The following is a 22,238-nucleotide window of genomic DNA, read 5'->3' on the forward strand; positions in this document are numbered from 1 at the left end:
ACTATCCCTTCAACTTCTGAGCGAACTCGATTGCCCAGTAGGTGCAAATAATTTGGGCGCCGGCTCGCCGGACCGAATAGAGCGCCTCCCAAATAGCCCCATCGCGATCGATAAATCCATTGGCCGCGGCCGACTCGATCATCGCCAACTCGCCGGAGACCAGATATGCCGCAACCGGGACCGAGCTGATCCCAGCGGCGGCGGACACGATGTCGAGGTAGCAAAGCGCCGGCTTCACCATCACGATATCCGCGCCCTGCTCTAAATCAAGGGAAATCCCCCGAATCGATTCGGTGCGATTGCGATAATCCTGCTGATAGGTCTTGCGATTGCCCGTGAGTTCTGACTCCACCGCATTGCGGAATGGGCCATAAAAAGTCGAGGCGTATTTCGCAGCGTAGGCCAGGATTCCGGTGCCATCGAAACCGTTTTGATCCAGCACCTTTCTCACGTGACCAACTTGACCGTCCATCATGCCGCTGGCTCCGAGCAAGTCCGCTCCAGCCCGGGCCAGCTCCAGAGCCATCAACCCATAAGCCTCGAGGGTGCCATCGTTATCCACCGCTCCGCTTGCACCTAGCACCCCGCAGTGGCCGTGAGAGGTGAACTCATCAAGGCATAAATCCGCGACTATCACCAGGTGGTCTGAGACGTGGGCCCTAGCCGCCCGAACCGCCCGGTTAAGGATTCCGTTGGGATCCAGCGCCGCACTGCCTTCCGGGTCTCGAGATTCGGGGATCGCAAAAAGCATCACCGACACCACCCCGGCAGAAAGGGCTCGATCGAGCTCTGTGAGGAAACTAGTTTCGGTGTGCTGCAGCACCCCCGGCATGCCCATAATCTCTCTCGGGGCAGACAACCCCTCTCGCACAAATATTGGCTGCATCAAATTCGCCGGGGTGAGCGAAACCTCCGCCACCAACTCACGAATCGCGGCAGTGGCGCGAAGTCTTCTGGGTCTGTGAATCATGAATTCCTCACTCGAAAGTAGTCAAAAACTGCTTCGGCAACCACATCAGGGTCCGGGCTTTGAGAAACCAAATCGGCACTCAGCCCAAACTTTTCCAATTCAGCAGCGGTGGTTTTGCCCGCGCAGCAGAGCACCAAATTCGGCTTTGGGTTGAAGCTCAGAAATGCCCGTACTGCGCTTGGTGAGCGAAGCAAGACCGCACAAAATTCACCCCGGGCAATTGCTGCGACAGAGCTCGGGGTGGTGGTTTTTTGCTCGGTGGCGTAGACCACCTCGGAGATTACCTCAAAGCCATGAGTCAAGAGCGTGTCTGGAATATCCCGCATCGCGATGGAACCGCTTGGTATCACAACGCGCGCGACGGGCTCCATGGCCAGCAGTTGCGCCAGGGAAGCACCATCGGCGCGGCCTGGCACCATGACCGCCTTGGCACCGAGTTCCTCGAGCTGCTTTTTGGTTTGCGACCCGATGGCCGCAAAGCGCAGACCCGGGGTCGCAATCGCTGACTCGAGCTCCCCCGGCGCCAACAGCCGGCCCCAAAAATCCAAGGCATTTGTCGATGTCACGACCAGCCAGCGCTCACCCGGTGACCTCAAGGTCTCAAGCAACCTTTTGGCTCCCGCTTGATTGGGCGCCGAAGCTATCTCGAGGTAAGGGTCCACCTCAACTTCAAAGCCCAGCTTTTCAAGCTCGGCGGCATCCACCTCGTTGCGATTGGGCCTGATGAGTAAGACTTTCATCGAAAGGCCGCCCGTGTTGCGATATCGGCCGCCAACAACCTTTCGGCAAGACTGAGCCCGAGCTGTTCCGCGGCCTCGGGCGTGGCAGCTGCGGATTTGTAATCAGCGTCGAGGGTCAGGCTCTCTCCGGTTTGCTCGACCGAGAGCTCCACTCGCAACGAGAGCCCGGCGTCATTCCAGTTGGCATGAGCACCGATGGCCGTCGCGCAGCCAGCATCCAGCCCAACCAAAACCGCACGCTCAGCGGTGGTGGTGATTCGAGTGTGGGGGTGATCCAGCGCAGCGAGCAGTGCAATCAATTCCTTGTCCTCGGCCCGGCACTCGATCGAAAGAGCGCCCTGTCCGGGGGCTGGCACCAATTCAAAGGGGTCGAAAAGCTGGCATGCCTCAGCTTCGCGACCGATTCTCCGTAAGCCCGCCAGTGCCAAAAGGGTTGCCTCATACTCACCCGAGTGGACCTTTTGGATTCGGGAATCCACATTGCCCCGGATTGAATCCACCACTAAATCCGGACGCATTTTTCGAATGCTGGCAGCTCGTCTCGGAGAAGAGGTTCCGACCCTGGCTCCCGGCGGCAGCTCAGCGAGCGTGCGGTTGCCGCTAGAAACCAGCGCATCTCGAACATCCTCGCGCTCTGGCACGCAGGCGGTGAGAATCTGGGGATGAGGCTTGGCCGGCAGGTCTTTCATGGAGTGCACCACAAAGTCCACCTCGTGAGCCAGGAGCGCATCACGAAGGGCAGAGACAAAGACTCCCGGAGTTTTCGATTCACTCAGCGGCGTGGAAGTGGTATCACCCTCGGTCTTGATTAGGACCTCGGTGACCGAAAGCTGCGGTGCCACCTCCAAAAGCTTGCTCACAAACCAACGGGTCTGGGTGGTGGCCAATAGGCTCGCCCGAGTCCCCACCCTAAGCGCGTTCATCGTTTTCCAACTCCAAACCAAACAGCAGCTTCACCGCGTTTAGGTAGTCATCGTGATTACCGTCCTTGGCGAGGTCTTTTACCTTCACCGAAGGAGTGTGAAGAATCGCATTGGTGACCCGATGCAGCGAGCGCTCGACATCCTTGGCGGCCTCGGGGCCGGACTTTCTCCGCACAGCCTCAACCTCTTGCTCCACCCAGAGCCCGACATGAGCCCGCAGGGCGGCAATTACAGGGTCAGCGGCGCGAGACTTTTGCTCATTTTCAAACTCTGTCACCGCCTCGCGCACGATTTCTTGAGCCGAAATCACGGCATCTATGTGCTCCGCCGGAGCCTTTAGCCGAAGGGTCTCAAGATCGATGATTTCAAACCCCGGCACCAGCTCAACCTCGGGTGCGACATCCCGAGAGAGCGAAACGTCGATGAAAAGTAGTCCGTTACCCTCGCGCAGCAACCTGACCCGCTGAGCGAGGTCTAAATCAACCGCGAAACCACGAGACCCACTGGCGCTAACGACCAGGTCGGCCCGAGCCATCTCAAGATCAAGCTGCTCGTTTGTGACGGGGGTCAGCTCATGCGAGAGGGCAAACTGTCGGGCTCGACCCGAGCGAGAAAACACCGAGATGTTTGCAAGGCCCAGGTTCTTCAACGCCGCTGAAACCACGCGGGCATAGGCACCAGTGCCGATGATTAGTGCCCGTTTGCCAAGAAGGTTGCCGATCTTCTGCTGGGCAAGCTCGAGCGCGGTGGAAACAATCGAGCGACCCGAGGCCCCGATGCCAGTCTGGGAGCTAACCTGTTTTGAAACCGCCGATGCAGTCTGAAAAAGTCGCTCCAATGAGCTGGTGGTTTGGCCGACGCTGCGGCTGTGGGTGAGAGCGCGCTTGACCTGACCACTAATTTCGGCCTCACCTACGATCATCGATTCAAGACCGGATGCGACCGCGTAGAGGTGTTGAACCAGGCTCGGACCATAGAGGACCTTCAGGAGCGAACTGGCAGTGTCGGGGGCCACGTGCAATTCAGCTGCCACCTGGGCAATGGCAAAATCCAGCCCGCCGTGAAACGCCTCGGTCTCGAAATAAACCTCGAAGCGGTTGCAGGTGGCTAGCACGACCGCCCCGGACAGTGGCGAATCTGGCGCAATCAAACGATCGCGAATCTGATCGGCCCGTCGCTCCAGCCGCTCTAAATCGGCCAGTGGGGTGTCGTGGAAGTCGGTTCCAATAAACGCAAGTGCCACAAGCGAAAAGATAACAACCCCCGTGCTGACACCTTGTCAGCGAGCACATGGCACAACTTCCGAGAATAGGGCGGTGCTTGATCTAACCCACCCGCTGAATGATGGCCGCACTGCCAGCTCGCTTCTGGTGCGTTCGCTGCGAGGCGAGCGAACCAATCCGCTGCCAGTTTGGTTCATGAGGCAGGCGGGCAGGTCGCTCCCGGAGTACCGCAAAATCCGGGAGGGCACAACCATGCTCGAAAGCTGCCTGAATCCGGATCTTGTAGTGGAGATCACCCTTCAGCCAGTTCGACGCCACAAAGTTGATGCGGCGATTTTTTTCTCCGATATCGTCATCCCCCTGAAGCTGGCAGGCGTTGAAGTCGAGATCGAACCGGGTATTGGCCCGGTAGTTGCCAACCCAGTTCGATCCCTCGAGCAGCTGAGCAGGCTCAGTTTGATTCCGAGTACGGCACTGAGCCCGATTGTGGAATCGGTTCGTCGCCTCACAAAAGCGCTGGGCAGCACCCCTCTGATTGGCTTTGGCGGTGCGCCCTTCACCCTGGCCTCCTATCTAATCGAGGGAGGCCCTTCCAGAGACCTGCCGCATTCGCGAGAACTAATGCGAACTCAGCCCGAAGTTTGGGCGGAGATTTTGAACTGGTGTGCCGATGTCACCGCCCAGTTCATTAGGGCTCAAGTCGAGGCCGGGGCAAGTGCGCTTCAGGTCTTTGACTCGTGGGCGGGGAAGCTTTCTCGCGAGGAATATCTCGAATTCGCCAAGCCCCACAGCGAGCGGCTGTTTGAACAGCTCGCCGATTTAGTCGACTCCCGCGGGCAAGCGGTGCCCCGGATCCACTTCGGAGTTGGCACCGGAGCAATCCTGCGTGACATGTTTGAATGCGGTGCAACGGCCATGGGTGTTGACGCCGCAACTTCGTTGGATGAGGCCGCTTTCGCACTTCCAGGGGTGCCACTTCAGGGAAACGTAGACTCCACGCTGTTGGGTGATTGGCAGGCGCTAACCAAAAACCTGGACGAGGTCTTAGAAAGTGGTCGTCTGGCTCCCGGTCACGTGGTGAACCTGGGCCATGGCGTGCCGAAAGATACCGACCCGGAGCTGCTCACCAAGCTGGTTGCGCGAATCCACGACCTCACCAAATGAGCAAAGTTCGCGCAGTAATCGGAGCTGGGATTGCCGGCCTGCTGGCTGCCCAGCGCGGGCTTGAGCGCGGTGAAGAGATCGTTGTTTTCGGTGCTAATCCCGGTGGCCTAATTGACCAGATTGAACTTGGCAGCGGCAGCTTTGACTGTGGCGCCGAAGCGTTTTCGACGGTTGGACCACAGGTGCTTACCCTGCTGAGCGAGCTGGGGCTTGACGCACTGGTGGTCTACCCAGAACCTAACTCTGCAAACATCATTTCGGAAGTGGGGCGCTATCGGATCCCTCAGGGCATCCTCGGGTTGCCCGCGGACCTAAACGATTCAGAGCTCAGCTCCATATTTAGCCCGCAGGAAATTGAACTTGCCAAAACACTCGACTCGGCGCCCTTTGCAGAATTTGATTCGGTTTCCGATTTGGTGCGGGCACGACTTGGCGAGAGCTTCCTGCAGCGACTGGTGAATCCGGTGCTCTCCGGGGTTCACGGCTCCACTGCCGATCAACTCTCTGCAGAACTTACCTACGGGTCACTGCTGGCTAGCGCCAGGGAACTGGGCTCGCTTACTGCGGCGGTTGCAAAATCAAAGCAGGCGAGCACTCGACCCGGTGCATCGGTGGCCAGCCTTGCGGGTGGCATGGGAACCCTAATCACTGAGCTTTTAAAAAAGCTGAGCGCTAGTGGAGTCAGCTTTGTCGACGCCGATGTGGATTGGGCAAAGCCAGTGCAGGGCGGGTTTGCACTCAGCGCTCGCGGAGCCGAGCACCGGGTAGCGGCATTGAGTCTTTGTGCCGGAGCCGGTTTTATTGCCAAGCGGCTTCAGGGCTTCGTAAAACTCAGTCAGCTTGCCGCCTCGGTTAGGGCGGTTGATGTTGCAATCGTGCTCTCGCTGGCACACTCAAGCGCACTCAACGAATTCCCGCTCGGGCCGGGAGCCTTGATCACGGAGGCAGCAGGCTTCAAGGCCAAGGCCACCACCCACGCCAACGCTAAGTGGGCTTGGTTGCAATCCGAGCTCGGCGCAGACCGACACCTAATCCGACTGAGCTTTGGCCGCAATGGCCTGCTGCCACAGGGTGATTTGGTTGAGCTGGCAAGGGCCGAAATCTCAGCCATTTACGGCATCTCTGACCTGCGCATCTTGGATGCCAAGAGCATTGTTTGGCAGCAGGGTCTGGTGCAGGCCGACCCTGAGCTCACTCGAGAGATCCTCAGTCAGCTGCATGAAATTGATGCCGACCTAGAGCTTGCCGGCGGCTTTATCAGCGGCAATGGAATTTTGGGAATTGTTCGAGATCACATGAAACGGAGAGCGGCATGAGCGAGAAAATCGACGCCATCAATGACAGCATTCGCTACACGAACTGGACTGCGTTAAGGCAAGAATCAAAAGTCTCAGATCCCGAGCGGGCCCAGAGAGATCTAGTCGACCTGAAGGCGAGAATAGAGGCCACTGGCGGAGAGTTACGCGGGGCATATGACCTTCGGGGTTTTCGCGGTGATGCCGACTTGCTGCTTTGGGTCCACGCCAACAGCGCGGAAGAGATTCAGCTGGCACTTCGTGAGTTTTCTCGCACGGCACTGGGTGAATGCTTCCGCAGCATCTGGTCCGGAATGGGATTGCACCGACCTGCTGAGTTCAATCGCTCTCACGTGCCGGGATTTATGCTTGGGGCCAAAGCAAAGCAGTGGCTCTGCATCTACCCCTTTGTGCGCTCCTACGAGTGGTATTTACTACCCGAAGAAGAGCGCCGCGCGATGCTCATTGAGCACGGCAAGGCCGGTCACAAATACGGCGGCATCGTCTCCAACACTGTGGCATCCTTCGCCCTCGGCGACTACGAGTGGCTCCTAGCACTGGAGTCAGATGAGCTGCACGAGATAGTCGACATGATGCGAGAGCTGCGCTACACCAAGGCTCGCCTGCACGTGCGGGTGGAAGTTCCATTTTTCACAGGAAAGCAAATTGAACTAACCCAGATTGGAGAGATCTACGCATGAGTTACGACGCCATCCTTCTCACCTCATTTGGAGGCCCTGAGGGGCCCGATGAGGTTATGCCCTATCTCGAGCGAGTCACCGCAGGTCGCGGGGTGCCTTACGAGCGCTTGGTTGAGGTTTCTCACCACTACTTGGCTTTGGGCGGGGTGAGCCCGATCAATGATCAAAACCGAGCGCTGCTGGCAAAGATGCGCGAGCGCTTTCCCGAGCTTGGTATCGATCTGCCGATCTACTGGGGAAACAGAAACTCCGAACCTTACTTTGCCGATGTGGTGAAGCAGATGTATCAGGACGGTCACCGCAAAGTTTTGGCGTGGGTCACAAGCGCCTATTCCTCCTACTCAGGCTGCCGCCAGTATCGAGAGAACCTCCACAAGGCATTGACCGACAACGACCTGCTGGGCAAGATGACCATCGACAAGGTGCGCCACTACTTTGATCATCCGGGCTTTCTGGAGCCCGTTATCGAAGATCTGGCCCAGAAGATTAATGAAATGGTTCAAGGTGGCGTAGCCAGCGAGAGGATCAAGGTGATGTTCGCTACTCACTCAATCCCCAATGCCATGGGAGAAACCTCCGGTCCCCCGGCTCGCCGCGAGGAGTGGGCGAAGCCGGGCGGTGCCTACGAAGCTCAACATCTGGCAGCCTCTGGCATCGTAATGGATGCGGTTGCAAAGCGAATCGATGCTGAAATCCCGCAGTGGGAATTGGTCTATCAGTCCCGATCCGGCTCCCCCGAGATTCCTTGGCTCGAGCCCGATGTGAATGATGCCATCGTCTCAGCCAAAGCGGCAGGTCAAGAAGGGGTAATCGTGGTGCCTATCGGCTTTGTTTCAGACCACGTTGAAGTCATCTGGGATCTCGACAATGAGGCCAAGGAGACTGCCCAGGAGCAGGGCCTGGCCTTTAGTCGCGCTGCCACCTCAGGCGTGCACCACGCCTTTGTGGATGGCATCGGCGAACTGTTGCTGGAACGCATCAGGGGAGAAGATAAAAAGGCATTGAGCAAGCTGGGCCCCTGGGCCGACTTCTGTGCGGTGGGCTGCTGTCCAAACCTCAGAAAAGAACTCCCCGCGGTAGCCTCGGCCGAGGTCTAAAAGCGCAAAAAGCTAAAGGCGGGAACTCTTGGGTTCCCGCCTTTAGCTTTGAATAGGCTGCCGCTAACCGGCCTTGCGTTCTAGCGAGCTTCCCTCAACATCTACATCAGGCAGCAGACGATCGAGCCACTTTGGGATCCACCAGGCACTCTTGCCTAGCAGTGACATGATCGCCGGAACCAAGATCAACCTCACCAAGAAGGCATCGATTAGAACACCGATGGCCAAACCGAATCCAATTGGTCGAACCAGAGTTAGGTGGTTGAAGGCAAAGCCGCCAAACACCGTGACCATGATCAGCGCAGCGGCGATAACCACGGCCCTGGAGAGGTGAATACCGTAATTGATGGCATCCTTTGGACTCTTGCCGTGGACGTAAGCCTCACGAATTCCAGACGCCAAGAACAGCTGGTAGTCCATGGCAAGACCGAACAGGATTCCAATCAAGATTGTCGGCAAGAAATTCAGGATTGGACCCGGGTCGTGAATGTCGAACAGGAAGCCGAGCCAGCCCCACTGGTAAACCGCAACCACAGCACCAAAGGTGGCAAACACGGTCAGCAAGAATCCTGCGGTGGCCAGAAGGGGAACCAGGATCGAGCGGAAAACCAAGATTAATAGAAGTAGCGATAGAGCTAACACGGTTCCGAGGTAGAGCGGTAGTGCGCCAGCCAGCTTCTCTGAGATGTCGATGTTGGTGGCGGTCATACCGGTGACACCTAGTAGCCCTCCAAACTCGGAATCGATTGGCGCCGTGAGGTCACGAACATCGTGGACCAAATCCTCGGTCTCTTCAGTGGCTGGACCCTGGCTTGGGATGATCTGGAACAGCAGGGTCTTTTGATCTTCCGAGATTGCTGCTGGCAGCACCGCTGAGACATTATCCAGAGCAAAGAACTTCTCTGCGATGTCAGCCTGAAGTTCCAACTCATCCTCTTCGGCAATAGCTTCAGGCATTGTGACCACAGCAGTGATCGAACCGTTTGCTCCCTCGCCAAAGCTCTCACTCACCAATTGGAATGACTTGTAGGTGGTGGAGTCGATTGGTTCTGAGGAGCCATCCGGGAGGCCGAGTCGCATCTGAGATGCAGGCAAGGCTGCCACTACCAAGAGAACACCGACTGCCAATGTTGCAAGCCATGGGTGCTTGGTTGCCAAAACCGGAACCAAAGCATTCTTCGGCTGCTCGGCATCATGACGAGACTCGGCCGATTCCAGTGCCGCGCGCTCCTTCTTGTTCAATACGCGCATGCCGATAAGAGACATCAGAGCAGGTGTGAAGGTGATTGCGATAGTTACTGCAAGAGCGATTGCCACTGCACCCATGGTTCCCATCAGACCCAGGAAGCCAATGCCAGTCAGGTTCAAGGCTGCAAGCGCGATGATTACAGTCAGACCAGCAAACAACACGGCATTACCGCTGGTCCCGGTGGAGAGGGCAATCGACTCGCGAAGATCCATGCCGGTTTTGAGTTGCTTGCGGTGCCGGTTCAGCAGGAACAGGCTGTAGTCGATACCGACCGCCAGGCCCAACATCACACCAAGAATCGGAGTGGTCGAGGTCATCTCAATAGCCCCCGAGAGCGCCATCGTGATGCTCGCTGAGATGCCAACACCCAAGATTGCAGAAAGGACTGGTAATCCAGCTGCAATCATCGAACCCAGCATCACAAACAATACGATCGCTGCGCTTACCAAGCCGACAATCTCACCTGGTCCCAGCAGTTCACCGAAGTCGGTGGTGAGTGCTTGGGAGAACTCCACCTGCATCGCATTTGATCGCAATTCCGTCATAGCTTCGACTACGGCATCGGTTGTGGCCGGCTCGAGTTGGTTTACCGGCAGATCAAACTGCACGGTCGCAATCGCCGTCAAGCCATTTTCAGAAATGGTTCCAAAGTTCTCTGTGACTGCCAAAAGTCGCTTCGCGATTGCTAGCTCCGCATCAGCTTCGGCTAGCTCTTTGTAGCCATCTGCAATCTTGGTTTCAGCAGCGGCTAGCTCGTCTTTTCCAGCCTCAAGTCCGGTCTCGGCGATAATCAGCTCTCGCTCTCCGGCATCGAGCTCAGCTTGCGCAGCCTCAAGCTGCTTTTCACCCGCCGCAATCTGTGCCAGGCCTCCCAGGATTTGCTGTTGGTTTGCGACCAGCGGGGCAATCTGCTCCTGCGGAGCTCCAGCCTGAGTGAGCTGAGCAATACCCGCTTCAACCTGAGCTAGCTTGCCCTCGAGATCCTTTTTTTGAGCTGCTAGCTCGGCCTTGTTTTTGTCAATCTTGGCTTGGCCCGACTCAATCTTGGCTAGACCGGAGGCAATCTCATCCTCGCCATCAAGTAGCTCCCCCTTGCCATCGGCCAGCTCTTTCTCAGCCTCGGCCAGCTCGGATCTGGCATCTGCAAGCTTCTGGTCACCCTCGGCAACATCAGCACGCTGCTTAGCTAATTCCTCGGCGGTGGCGAATGGGTCGATGACCTCGGCTACACCATCAATGGCCTCTAGCTTTAGTAACTCTTCGGAGATGAGCTCTTTCTCCGCATCAGTAAATTCAGCTGCAGGCTTGTGAAAAACAATTTGACCCTGACCCCTGGAGGCCTCAGGGAAACTCTCTTGCAGGCGGTCAATTACAAGCTGGGACTCAATTCCCTCAATCGACATCGAGGAGGAGAGCTTGCCGGCGAAGTTGACCATCAATCCCACGGCGGTGCCTAGCAGGATGAGCCAGGATATGACCACCAGCCAAGCCTTGCGCGCTGAGAATAGGCCGAGTTTGTAGAGCAGTCTTGCCAAGTGTTAGTCCAACAGCTTTCTTGAAGTTTTGGGAATCGGTCCCCAATTACTCAACATTCTCTGACTGCAATTTGAGTCCCAGCTGAGAGAAAAAAGTCTCAGTGAAGGAGTAGGCTCGTTGCATACGCGTTGCATACGTTGGAGGAGACTGAAGTGAGAGCAAAGACGGTCGGTTTTGCAATAGCCGAGGAGGACCGAGAGCTGTTAGACCAGCTAGTTCAAGAGTTTGGCGCGGGCAATAGATCTGAGTTTCTGAGGGTGGCCATGCGCCGCATGAAACATGACCTCTTGGCCCAACGGTTTAGGGATCTTCAGCAAGAGGCTCATGACCTGGTGTCCGGGCGCGTACTTTCCGAAGACGAAGTTGTTGACCTAGTTCGTCGCATCAGCCGGTCTGCTTGAGATGTTGAGGGTTGTGTTTGACGTTAATGTTTGGATACACGCAATCACCGGACCTGCATCAACCTACCCGTATCTAGACTCTGTCCCTCCTCGAACCGCAAACCCATCAGCGGACTGTCTATCTCTAGCTTTAGATGGGGAGAAATTTCAAGTTTTCTCGTCCCCGCACATTTTGAGAAACGTAGCAAGAGTCCTTGAAGAATTGGGTTACCAAGATGCATTTATATCCCGTTACCTCGAGGGGATTTCTGATGCCACCCACTTCTCTGGAGGGTCAATAGTCGAGCCAGCGAGGACGGTTGCGAAGTCAACCGACTTTGAAGATAACTTGATTCTCGACCTAGTCGTTGCCGTCAAAGCTGAGCTACTCGTCACCCTAGACGGGTCTTTGAGGCAGCTGAGTCCGGTGAAGGGTGCTGTCATCATTGACCCAGACAGCTTTGTGCGCTGGGTCCTCAGATAACTAGATCCTGGATTGCAACCACTCAAACAATTCACGCTCAACCAATGCCTTGTCTAAGTCGTTGAGCAGCTCGTGGTATCCGCCCTCGTAGATGCGGAGCGTCTTGTCCACAGCCGGGATTTTGTTATAAAGACGGATCGAGTTTTGATGGTTTGTCGATAGATCTTTGTCTCCGTGAATGACCAGGGTTGGCACATTCCACTGATCAATTCGATCCCACACCATATCTGAAATCTCTAGTACCGTCTTGGCAACCAGGTTTCTGGCCTTTCCGTGATACATTTTGTCGTCAGCAGCAATCAGCTTGAGAAGCTCTAGGTCACGGGTGAGACACTCTTCACCCGGCCTCGGTAGCGGCATGTCACCCTCTGGGTTGATAGAGGTAACCAACTTGGAGAGAAGTCGCTCCCAGCGCTTCGAAGGCTGTTGCATCGCACTCGATGAAATCACCGCCGCTGCAATTCCGCTTGGGTTAGAAACCACCGAAGCTGCGGTTACGAGACCGCCGAGTGAGTGGCCCATCAACACAAGTGGCAATCTAGGATCGATGGCCTCACGAGCACTGAGGTGAAGCATCAATGCCTCGTTTAGATCTACCAGTCCTCGGACCCCAGCACTCTCACCGTGACCGGGCAGATCAATGGCGTAAACGTTGAATCCCCGAGCCACCAGCTTCGGAATCAGCTGGTTGTATTGCCAGACATAACGCTCTGAGTACTCACCCAATCCGTGCTGCAACATGAGGTTGGCTTTGGGGTTTGGAGAATCCCAGAGAAAGCCAGCGGCTGCTGTTGAGGTGTCCCAGGATTTTGCTTTTGCGAGTGCCATAACCAAGAGCGTAGACGGAATATTGGGCCATTTGGCCAAACGACTTTGAATTCTTTCAATAGTGCTGGATACTCGTTTACATGACGGATTTCAAATCCCAAATGGAGCGGCTGAAGCGCGACAATGAGCGCTTGTGGCTGGTGCTTGAAGCTTCTCGCATGGGCCTTTGGGACTGGGATATGACCACTGGACAGGTCGACGTGGACGACCACTGGATTGACATGCTTGGCCTTGACCATGACCAGGTACGCCCGTTTAGCATCGAGAAATTCATGATGATGTGTCACCCGGCTGACGTGGACAAGGTCAATAAAGCCATCGAAGATCATGCCAAGTTCGAATCCGACTTCTATCAAGTCGAAATTCGACTCAAGGGTGCACAAGACCAGTGGTTTTGGATCAAGTCCACGGGAAAAATCGTGAAACGGTCCGATGATGGGGAGCCACTTCGAATGAGTGGTGTTCACGAAGACGTTTCTACCCTTGTGCGCGAGCGAATTCGCGGAGACATTGCCCGATCCCAGCTAGAGGCAGCTCAACGCTTGGGGGGACTGGGTAGTTGGTATTTGGACCTAGCGACCGACAAGGTTACCTGGTCCGAAGAGCTGTTTCGCATGCAGGGCCTGACCCCTGACAAAGAGCCACCCCCAGCCTCAACGCATCATCAGCTGTTCTCTCCCGAGAGTTGGGAGCGGTTGAGCAAAGCTTTGACTGAGACCATCGCCCACGGCACTCCGTACGAACTAGAACTGGAGATGTTCAACAACGGTAACTTTCATGGCTGGATGCTGGCTCGCGGGGAGGCCATTCGCTCTCCAGAGGGCGCAATTGTTGGAGTCTTGGGTGTTGCCCTAGATATCACTCAGCGAAAGAGTCGTGAGACTGAGCTTCGCAAAAAGGCTCTCCTTGACCCTCTCAGTCAGCTTGGTAACCGCACCGCATTTGAGATCAGTCTGGCTCAAACCATCAAGCAAGCGAATCAGTCCGGCAGCTCATTCGCTCTGATCATGTTGGACATCGATCACTTCAAGGAAATCAACGATCAGCATGGTCACGATGTTGGAGACCGTGCTCTGGTGCAGGTCGCGGAGAGACTACGAGCAACGCTTCGTGGGGACGATCAAATCTTCCGCATCGGTGGAGATGAGTTCGTTGTGGTCTTGGCTAACCCGATGCCAAAAGAAAAACTCGGTGAGATCGCTGCCCGACTGGTGCTGGCCTTCAGAACTCCAATCCTTCAGCTGAAGAAGCCGCTGGTCGCAACTATCAGCGCAGGTCTTGTCAGCTGGAATGGTCGCGAGGACTCACATGATCTTCTAAAGCGAGCCGATGAGGCCCTATACCGAGCCAAGTCAGCCGGTCGAAATCAGTTGGCCTCGGACGACCTCTAGCGAACCGCCAGCAGGTGTGAGCCTGACTGCTTAGATCTTGGCGTGAGGGCAACCGGGAGAATCTCGTTCAGCCAGGCTGTTGAATCCCACTCCACCTCACCACCGACTCGAGTAACACCATCACCGATGGCCCTGGCGTCTCGGACGGTGAGGCGACCTGAAATTTGACTGTCTTTGTATTGAAGTTGAATTGGATAAGTAGCCGCAGTGGCAACGCTAACCTCGCCAGTCAAACGCAAACCAATACCACCAAAGCTCAGGTCAAAGGCCTCGGCTTTGTGGCCATTCAGGGTCGCATCGAGCAACACTGCAACACGAGGTGATCTGCGCTGCCAAAAACGGTTTCTGGCGCGATAGGGCTCAGCTACATAGCAGCACTCCAGGACCGCGCGACGTGATGTTTGATCACTCCAGGTGATCTGTCCACCTACTCTCACGGCATCTTGGCTTGAACTCAGCGATCTTGTGTTTCTAGGTTCTAAGACTCCCCTGGCAACAACCTGTTCGCCGTCCAAGTTGGTCAACTCGATCTCAAGTTCGAGGGAGTTCGAGTCCCTCAGCAGCTCTCGCCTAGTAAGAATTGCGGCCCCTGCCTGGTGAAGGTCAAGAACTGAAACCAGAACACCATTCAGACGAGCGTTGAGTCGAAGTGGAAAACGCCAAAGTTTTCGCAGTTGTTTGCGTTTGTAAATCCTTATTGCAAGCGCAACGATGACGCCAACTTCCAAAGTCGCAAACAACGACATTGCAATAGCTGCGGGCCATGGCAACGGTGGAAGGAAGCCCTGGCCCGTTAGCGCAATCAGCGCATAGTCCAGTGCCCTGCTTCCCAAAACCACAACGTTTAGGCCAATTACAAACAGTGGCAATCGAATGTAGGAAAGGGCTTCCCATCCACCTAAATCAACCTCATTCTTCGGGGTCACCTTGAAGCCAGGCGTTTTCTTGGTGAAGAGAGTGGGGAGTGCTCTGAGAAAAGCCTCCATCGACAAGAAGGTGTTACGAATCCCCTCGAATGGCTGCGTGCTACCGCGTTCCAGGGCCGCAACAGCTGTGAAGGTCAGAATCACATAGCTAGCCCAAAGCGCAAGGTACTCGGGTGAAGCTTGGGAAACCGGAACCAAACCAAAGATTCCAACCAGCACCAAAAATGTGGAGTAGACCACCCGCTGCAGAGGAGTCACGTAGTAAAGGAATGCTCCAACATAGGAGATGCGCTGCTTGATCGAGAGTTTTCTATTGAGCGGAAGTGCATAGCCGGGACGAAATGCGCTGAGTGTACCCTGTGCCCATCGAGCTCGCTGCACCACGTACGCCGCCAGATTGTCCGGTGCAAGCCCTTGGATCAAGTGTTCGTTGTGGTACTGAGTTTTGTAACCGCGCATTTGCAAAAGCAGCGATGTCTCGAAATCCTCGGTTGAGGTTTTGGTAGCCACACCCCCGACTTCAACCAGTGCACTGCGACGAATTAGAGCAGCACTGCCACACCAGAAAACACTCCCCTTTCGGTTTCGACCTGGTAGCAGTACATCAAAAAACAGAGATTGCTCGTGCCGACCGGTCTCCTCGTGCATTACGGAGTTGTGATTGCGGAAAGAGTGAGCGGATTGAACCAGCGCGATCTTGTCCACAGCAAAGTAGCCACTCATGGCCTCGAGAAGATCCGGTGATGGAACGTGATCGGCATCCAGCACCAGAACCAAATCGTTTTTCAACTTGGGCAGCACGGCGTTTACGTTGCCAGCCTTGGCATGACGATTGTCTTCGCGCACCTGGTATTCAATACCGTAGCGACTGGCTAGCTCCAGCATCTCCGGCCGACGGCCATCGTCGCAAAGCCAAATCTTGGTTCGACCTCGAACCCTTAGCGCACCGACGATGGTGGGTTCAACGATGTCGATCTCTTCGTTGTATGTGGTGATGAGAATGTCGGTGCTCAAATCAAGCTGGGGTGGCCGTGGAGTCGCCGGTGTTTCCCAAGCTTCGTAAACCAGCATCAAGAATGTAAAAAAGCCAAAGAGTTCTGCCAAAAATAGTGGCCAGAAGAGCTGCGGCTCAACGCCTATTCCTGTGAACAGCAATCTCCAAGTGAAATAGATAAGCCCGACAAGCACTCCGCCGCTTGCGATCAACTTGACTGCAAGCGGTCGGGATTGAAACCAAGAACCCAGCCGGAGGTTGGTTGCTCTAACGGATACCGGAACTGGAGCATAGGGGAGTTCAGAATGTTCAGCTGGTCTGGCCAAGAGTCCCCCGTGTTCCAGTTTTTACAATTCCTAGCTACTATTTTGCTATGACTAAAAATAGTTTCGGATTTCCGAAGCTGGGGGTTTTGGTTTTGTCCACTCTCCTGGTCGCAGGATGTTCAGCTCAAGACCCGGCTCCAACCACATCCGCCCTTCAAGATGACTTTCAAGCAGAAATCGAAACCACTATCGCGCTGACGGTTGGTTCCCAGGATTTCAGCCTCGAAGCTTTGCAGCAGCGCGGTACGACCGAGATCGAAATTCTCGAGCCATTCAAAAAAGAGAAAACCACCTTCACGGTCATTGATTTGGATCAGCTACTAATCGACTCCGGTTTCACGGCCGAGGACCGAGTAGAGACGATCGCCCTGAACGATTACCGCTACGCCGACACCGTCCAGGCATTTTTGGACAACGAGAGTCTGCTGGCCATTTATGAAAACGGGGAGCCGATTCCAGTGTCAGAGGGTGGTCCGGTAAGAATCATCTTTGCCGAGAGTTCCCCCTACTACAGCGTCCTTGATGCTTGGAACTGGTCGCTAAGCAAAATTGAACTTGCTGGAGACTAAGTGGTCATAAAACCAGTCCAAACCCCCTCGGGTCGAGAGCTGTTCAAGCTGCGCAAGGGGCAAATAGGGCTGGGCCTAGCGATGCTGGGTTTAGTTTTGGGTCTGATCTACTGGTCCTTTGACTCCTATCAAACCCATGATCGAACCAGAGAGACAATTCTCGCCGAAGAGTCAGATTCGTCTGCCCTTGTTTTTGTCCAGCGTGAGGCCTTTGGTCTGGTGGTAGAACTCGAGGAATTTCAGCTGGGCCAAAGAAGTGCCCAAGACCTTCTGATGGCACGCTCAACTTTGGCTCAACGCCTTAATGTAATCACCAGCACTGGACAGAGTTCATATGAAGTGGCTGGTCCAGAGTTTCGAAAAGCGCTTGAGGCATTGGATGCAGAGCTCTCAAAGGTTCAGGGTCAGAGGCAGGCCCCCAATCTAGCGGTTGCAACTGAAGAGTTCTTATCTCAGACGCGGCAGCTGAGTGAGAAGTTCCAGGCCCTGTCTCGAACCAACGCCCAATTGGCAATTGCCGATAGGGCCCTGATTGACTTTTGGCAGGGCACGATTTCACTAATGGCGTTATCGCTTGGCCTAATTCTGTTCCTCTGGGTCATTCGCGATCTGAGTCGTGGTTTTCAAAGAGGCTTTGAGGAGCTAGAGCAAAGAGATAGGGATTTGGCAGCCGCGAGAGCGGACTTTGTGGCGATTCAATCTTTAGACTCCAAGATTTCTGCTTGGAACCAGAGACTGGAGAAGGGCGAGAGCCTTGCGCACATAGTGCAGGAAATCAACAAGGACATCCAGGAAATTGCAGGGCCCAAAGAGGTGACACTTTCCGAAGTTGGTGAGCTGAGTTTCCGCGATGGGGTTAGCGGAGCCGCGGAATATGCAGATGTTCGAGTTCTGCTGCAGTCCAGGCTAACCGAGCTGATAGCACAAATTCAAAAACAAGCTAAGGCCGATCTGGAACTTAGGTGGGAGCAAAACCATGACAGCCTCACTGGGCTTCTCAATCGTCGCGGACTCACAGCAGAGCTATCAGCAAAAGTCGCTCACAGAAACGGTCATGAGCTTCTGGTTGCCGATATCGACCTTGATGGCTTCACGGCCTTCAACTCTTCAATGGGGCCAGCTGCCGGAGATGCGCTACTCAAAGAGGTAGCAGAGCGCCTCAAGAGCATTGAATGCAAAAAAATACTGCTGGGCAGAATCTCTTCCGATGAGTTTGGTGTAGTGGCACTGACAGATGCCGACTCCATGCCCAAACTAGTGTCCGACATCTTCTCGGCGGTTAATTTCGAAACCAGTTCGTTCGGGCCATCACTTCAGGTCACGTCTTGCATTGGTTGGCACCGCGCCGGCAAAGAAGAGGACATCAGCGAGGTAGCCGCCAAGACCGGTGCTGCTCTGAAGAGTGCGAAGCTGAGGGGTAACCCCGGGTCTGCCGAGCAGTTCAGCGATGAGCGGCACTCACATTTGCTGACGAGTTATCTTGAGCAAGTTGAGTTTCGCGAGGCTTTGATAAGCGGTCAGATTGTTCCCTACCTCCAGCCGATTGTTTCGCTGGAGACAAGGGAGGTTAAGGGTTACGAGGTTCTGGCCCGCTGGAACGATCCGGAGCGAGGGCTGATACCCGCAGCTGAGTTCATTCCGATTGCCACCCAGGGTGGTCTGTTGGATGAGCTGTTCGAAACCATGCTTGAGCAGGTATGTCAGTACTGGTCAAAGAATCAAGCTGACCAATACGGTAAGACCTTCAGCGTGAATCTCGATCCAAAGTCACTGCAAATACGAGATTTCAAGGATCGCGTGCTGAGAACTTTGAAGCGCTATTCAATTGCTCCTGAGGCCTTGGTTTTGGAAATCACCGAGCAGTCGTTGATGCTGGAGGAAAACATCACCCACCTGGAGCAGCTCAGGGACAGAGGTATCAGCATTGCTCTTGACGACTTTGGAACGGGCTATTCCAGCCTGAGTCGACTCTCCTCGTTACCGGTAGACATCTTGAAGCTAGATCGCAGCTTCATCATCGATGGCATCGCTGGAAATTCTGAGGCCATGCTTCAGTCAATTGCAGAAATGGCCAGACAGTCGAGATTGAAAGTTACGGTCGAAGGAATCGAAGATGAACCCACCGCACGCAAGCTCGCTGAAATTGGTTTTGACTTCGGCCAGGGATACCTGTTCGGTAAGCCTGCTGCCATCTCCTAGTTGCTAGATGCCTGCCAACTGAGCGGTTTGAATTGCAATCTCCAACTCTTCATTAGTTGGGATAACCAAGATCTTGACCTTCGAGTCCGCTCGAGATACATCGCGGTCTGACTTGTCGCGAATCTGGTTCTTTTCAGAATCAAGTGCAATCCCTAGGTGCTCAAGGCCATCGGTGATTCGCTCCCGCATCTCGGAGGAGTTCTCTCCGACACCTGCAGTGAAAACAAGGGCATCAATCGGACCAAGTTGAGCAAGATACGCACCAACATATTGCTTGGCCCGAAGGGCATAAACCTCGAGTGCTTCGCGAGCGACAGCGTCATTTTGATTCGCGCGGCGAAGCACATCTCTGAGGTCGGCATCACCGGTCATGCCCATCAGACCGGCATTTTTGTTTAGGCTCTGGTCAATTTCATCGAGGCTCAAGCCCTGATTGGCCAAATACATCACAATCGCAGGATCAAGATCTCCGGAACGGGTTCCCATCACCAAACCTTGAAGTGGGGTAAGGCCCATAGAGGTATTGACCGACCGGCCATTGAGAACGGCGCACGCAGAACCCCCATTGCCTAGATGTAGCACCACTCCTGTGAAGTTGGGTTTTCCCAAGAACTTGGCAGCACGCTTTGAAACATAGGAGTGGGAGGTGCCATGAAAGCCGTAGCGCCTAATTGAATATTTCTGCTCTAACTCGCGGTCTATCGCATAGCGATAGGCAGCCGGCGGCATGGTCTGATGGAAAGCCGTGTCGAAAACAGCAACCTGGATAAGCCCTGGAAAGGCAGCCATCGCACCTTTGATACCGGCGAGGTTTCCGGGGTTATGTAGCGGCGCGAGCGGGATCAGAGATTCAATTGCGTTCAGCACATTTTGATCCACAATCGCAGGTTGGGAGAACTTAGATCCGCCGTGAACCACACGGTGGCCGATAGCAATCGGGGTTACACCCGAGGCCTTCAAATCTGCAACCATCTGCTCAAAAGCCGCAGTGTGATCAGACACTCGCTCGATCAAGCCTGATATCAACGAGTCATTGGTGTCGACATCAATCACCTGGTACTTCAGCGAACTGGAACCGGAGTTCACAACCAAAACTGGCTTCATGCCTGAGCTCCGGCCTGGATGGCTGTGATCGCAATCGTGTTCACAATGTCATCAACCAGTGCACCTCTGGAGAGATCGTTCACCGGTTTTTTCAAGCCCTGCAAAATCGGTCCAATTGCCAGCGCACCTGCGGTGCGCTGCACGGCTTTATAGGTGTTGTTACCGGTATTCAAATCTGGAAACACAAACACGGTGGCTCTTCCGGCAACTGATGACCCAGGCAACTTGGTCTTGGCAACACCGGCATCGACAGCGGCATCAAACTGAATTGGACCCTCCACCGAGAGTTGAGGGGCACGATCGCGCACCAAGTTTGTGGCGTTGCGAACTCGGTCCACCTCCACACCCGATCCACTTTCGCCGGTTGAGTAGGAGAGCATCGCGACGTGAGGTTCGATATCGAAAGCCCTAGCGGTCTCAGCCGAAGAGATAGCGATGTCGGCAAGTTGCTCCTCGGTTGGCTCTGGAATCACCGCACAGTCGCCGTAAACGACGACTCGATCGCGCAATGCCATCAAGAAAACACTCGATACCACTGAGACGCCAGGTTTGGTCTTGATGATTTGGAATGCTGGGGTGATGGTGTGTGCGGTGGTGTGACAGGCGCCTGAAACCATGCCGTCAGCGATGCCGAGCTGGACCAGCATGGTGCCGAAGTAGCTACCGTCGAGCATGATCTCGCGTGCCTTCTCCTCGGTCATTCCCTTGTGGGAGCGCAGCTTGACGTATTCAGCAACACAGGTTTGAAAGTGCTCTGACTTTGAAATCTCGATCAGCGTGGCACCCGACAGATCGAGCTTTAGGTCAATTGCCCTGGCGCGAATTGCGCTGGGGTCACCCAAGATGATGAGGTTTGCAATACCTCGGGTGAGGACCTTGTGGGCAGCCTGTAGGACACGATCGTCATTGCCCTCAGGCAGCACGATGGTCTTGCTTTTTGCTCTGGCTCGCTCGGCCAAAGAATGCTCAAACATCAGCGGTGTAATGGCGTCAGATTCCACCTCGGCTACACGTTGCGCGAGCGCTCCGCCTGGGACATGTTCCTCAAAAAGCTTTCTTGCCCTGGCGATCTTGCCTGGGTCCGACAGTGAGAGCATGCCGCGGGTGCGAATTACTTTCATGGTGGTGTCAAAACTGCCACCCGGGCATGCCACGACCGGGACAGTTGGTTTTACACCACGAATCAGTCTTGCGATGGTTTCGGGTAGCTCAAACCCGCCATTGATGACAATTCCTGTGAGCTTGGGAAATGTGTCAGAGCTATCAGCCATAACCAGAGGAAGCAGGGCATCGGTGCGGTCAGAGGGTGCAACCACCACAGCGTTTTCCTTGAGCCTGGCCAAGACGTTGACCTCACTCATTGCGGCAACCACAACATCGAGGGCTTCATCCTTGAGTCGCTCTGGATCTCCGAAGACCAGCTCACCGGATACCGCATCCAGAACCTGCGACATTCTTGGAGCAACTAAGTAGGGATCCTCAGGGACCACCCAAATTGGCAAATCAGCCCCGACTGAGCTCCTCACAGAATCTGTGATTTGCCCAACCTCGCTGCCCGCACGATTCACGATGACTGCCAATAGTGTGGTGTTAGCTTCGGCGAGCTCCTGCATTGCTAGCTCGGCAACCTGCCCAATTTCTTTGGGTTCTCGAACCGGAGCCTGACCCAAGTTTTCCTCCCCGGTCAATGAGTTCCGGCCCGAGAGCACCAAGACCATCGGAGCTGCAAGGTTGGTTGCGACTTTGGCATTGAACGAGAGTTCGGCCGGCGAGACGACATCGGTGTAATCAGAACCCAGAATGACCATCGCATCAACGGTGGATTCGATGGACTTAAACCTATGAATGATTTGCGCGAGAGCACGCTCGGGCGAGGAATGCACATCTTGGTAGTCGGCACCCGTGCAACTTTGAATGTCGATGGTGGAGCCAGATAGCTCGTGGAGCATTTCCAGAACTGGGTCCTTGGCCTCGGCCTTAGGCGATACTGCTCGGAAGACCCCAACCCGGGCATGGGACTTCTTTAGATTGTCCAAGATGCCAAGAGCCACCGCCGATTTGATGGTGTGACCCTCGACCGATGCCACGTACACATTTCGAGCCATAACTAAAGGGTAACGCACTCGGAATTTGCCGTTC

The 22,238-nt window shown here is 55.1% G+C and carries 18 protein-coding genes; 9 read left to right on the forward strand and 9 right to left on the reverse strand.

Annotation, left to right across the window (positions count from 1 at the left end):
* Position 1: 1 nt before the first annotated feature.
* Genes hemB through OO713_RS05815 form a run of 4 tightly spaced genes read right to left on the reverse strand, consistent with a single transcriptional unit; the run spans position 2 to position 3,876 of the window.
* Entirely contained in the window at positions 2–970 is a 969-nt protein-coding gene (gene hemB / locus OO713_RS05800) for a porphobilinogen synthase (protein WP_264785210.1), read from the reverse strand.
* Positions 967–1,710 (reverse strand): uroporphyrinogen-III synthase, encoded by a 744-nt coding sequence (locus OO713_RS05805; RefSeq protein WP_264785212.1) that lies wholly within the window; start codon positions 1,708–1,710, stop codon positions 967–969. The genes hemB and OO713_RS05805 overlap by 4 nt, the downstream gene beginning before the upstream one ends.
* Entirely contained in the window at positions 1,707–2,570 is an 864-nt protein-coding gene (hemC, locus tag OO713_RS05810) for a hydroxymethylbilane synthase (protein ID WP_264785213.1), read from the reverse strand. Before hemC ends, OO713_RS05805 begins: the two co-directional genes overlap by 4 nt.
* 49 nt (positions 2,571–2,619) lie before the next feature.
* Positions 2,620–3,876, reverse strand: a complete 1,257-nt coding sequence (locus OO713_RS05815; RefSeq protein WP_264785214.1) for a glutamyl-tRNA reductase — start codon at positions 3,874–3,876, stop codon at positions 2,620–2,622.
* Between the two features lie 73 nt (positions 3,877–3,949).
* Here OO713_RS05815 and hemE point away from each other — a divergent pair, with 73 nt between their 5' ends.
* The 4 genes from hemE to OO713_RS05835 are packed head-to-tail and all read left to right on the forward strand — an operon-like array spanning position 3,950 to position 8,113.
* Positions 3,950–5,020, forward strand: a complete 1,071-nt coding sequence (gene hemE, locus OO713_RS05820) for a uroporphyrinogen decarboxylase (protein WP_264785215.1) — start codon at positions 3,950–3,952, stop codon at positions 5,018–5,020.
* Complete coding sequence (locus OO713_RS05825; protein WP_264785216.1) at positions 5,017–6,336, forward strand: FAD-dependent oxidoreductase; 1,320 nt, start codon at positions 5,017–5,019, stop codon at positions 6,334–6,336. The genes hemE and OO713_RS05825 overlap by 4 nt, the downstream gene beginning before the upstream one ends.
* Positions 6,333–7,016, forward strand: coding sequence for a hydrogen peroxide-dependent heme synthase (gene hemQ / locus OO713_RS05830; RefSeq protein WP_264785217.1), 684 nt, complete (start codon positions 6,333–6,335; stop codon positions 7,014–7,016). Before OO713_RS05825 ends, hemQ begins: the two co-directional genes overlap by 4 nt.
* Entirely contained in the window at positions 7,013–8,113 is a 1,101-nt protein-coding gene (locus tag OO713_RS05835) for a ferrochelatase (protein WP_264785218.1), read from the forward strand. The genes hemQ and OO713_RS05835 overlap by 4 nt, the downstream gene beginning before the upstream one ends.
* A gap of 63 nt (positions 8,114–8,176) precedes the next feature.
* Here OO713_RS05835 and OO713_RS05840 read toward each other — a convergent pair whose 3' ends face one another.
* Entirely contained in the window at positions 8,177–10,897 is a 2,721-nt protein-coding gene (locus OO713_RS05840) for an MMPL family transporter (protein WP_264785220.1), read from the reverse strand.
* Between the two features lie 153 nt (positions 10,898–11,050).
* On the opposite strand from OO713_RS05840, the gene OO713_RS05845 reads away from it, so the two are divergent.
* Together OO713_RS05845 and OO713_RS05850 are read left to right on the forward strand one after the other, a co-directional pair.
* Entirely contained in the window at positions 11,051–11,299 is a 249-nt protein-coding gene (locus tag OO713_RS05845; RefSeq protein WP_264785221.1) for a ribbon-helix-helix domain-containing protein, read from the forward strand.
* A 13-nt stretch (positions 11,300–11,312) separates the two neighbouring features.
* Positions 11,313–11,762, forward strand: coding sequence for a PIN domain-containing protein (locus tag OO713_RS05850; RefSeq protein ID WP_264785223.1), 450 nt, complete (start codon positions 11,313–11,315; stop codon positions 11,760–11,762).
* Here the strand turns inward: OO713_RS05850 and OO713_RS05855 are convergent, their stop codons facing one another.
* Positions 11,763–12,590, reverse strand: coding sequence for a lysophospholipase (locus OO713_RS05855; protein WP_264785224.1), 828 nt, complete (start codon positions 12,588–12,590; stop codon positions 11,763–11,765). It lies immediately after the preceding gene.
* A gap of 101 nt (positions 12,591–12,691) precedes the next feature.
* Here OO713_RS05855 and OO713_RS05860 point away from each other — a divergent pair, with 101 nt between their 5' ends.
* Complete coding sequence (locus OO713_RS05860) at positions 12,692–13,981, forward strand: sensor domain-containing diguanylate cyclase (protein WP_264785225.1); 1,290 nt, start codon at positions 12,692–12,694, stop codon at positions 13,979–13,981.
* Here the strand turns inward: OO713_RS05860 and OO713_RS05865 are convergent.
* Positions 13,978–16,227, reverse strand: coding sequence for a glycosyltransferase family 2 protein (locus OO713_RS05865; protein ID WP_264785226.1), 2,250 nt, complete (start codon positions 16,225–16,227; stop codon positions 13,978–13,980). The genes OO713_RS05860 and OO713_RS05865 overlap by 4 nt on opposite strands.
* 47 nt (positions 16,228–16,274) lie before the next feature.
* Here OO713_RS05865 and OO713_RS05870 point away from each other — a divergent pair, with 47 nt between their 5' ends.
* A complete protein-coding gene (locus OO713_RS05870; RefSeq protein ID WP_264785227.1) occupies positions 16,275–16,796 on the forward strand; it encodes a molybdopterin-dependent oxidoreductase in 522 nt (173 codons plus the stop codon).
* Positions 16,797–18,995: a bifunctional diguanylate cyclase/phosphodiesterase gene (locus OO713_RS05875; protein ID WP_264785228.1), complete on the forward strand. Its 2,199-nt coding sequence runs from the start codon at positions 16,797–16,799 to the stop codon at positions 18,993–18,995.
* 3 nt (positions 18,996–18,998) lie between these two features.
* On the opposite strand, the gene OO713_RS05880 is transcribed toward OO713_RS05875, so the two are convergent.
* Positions 18,999–20,099: an acetate kinase gene (locus OO713_RS05880; RefSeq protein ID WP_264785229.1), complete on the reverse strand. Its 1,101-nt coding sequence runs from the start codon at positions 20,097–20,099 to the stop codon at positions 18,999–19,001.
* Positions 20,096–22,204 carry a phosphate acetyltransferase gene (gene pta, locus OO713_RS05885; RefSeq protein WP_264785231.1) on the reverse strand — a complete coding sequence of 703 codons (2,109 nt, stop codon included), beginning with the start codon at positions 22,202–22,204 and terminating at the stop codon, positions 20,096–20,098. Before pta ends, OO713_RS05880 begins: the two co-directional genes overlap by 4 nt.
* Between the last annotated feature and the right edge of the window lie 34 nt (positions 22,205–22,238).

Origin of the sequence: Aquiluna sp. KACHI24 (genome assembly GCF_025997915.1) — a bacterium.
GTDB lineage: Bacteria > Actinomycetota > Actinomycetes > Actinomycetales > Microbacteriaceae > Aquiluna.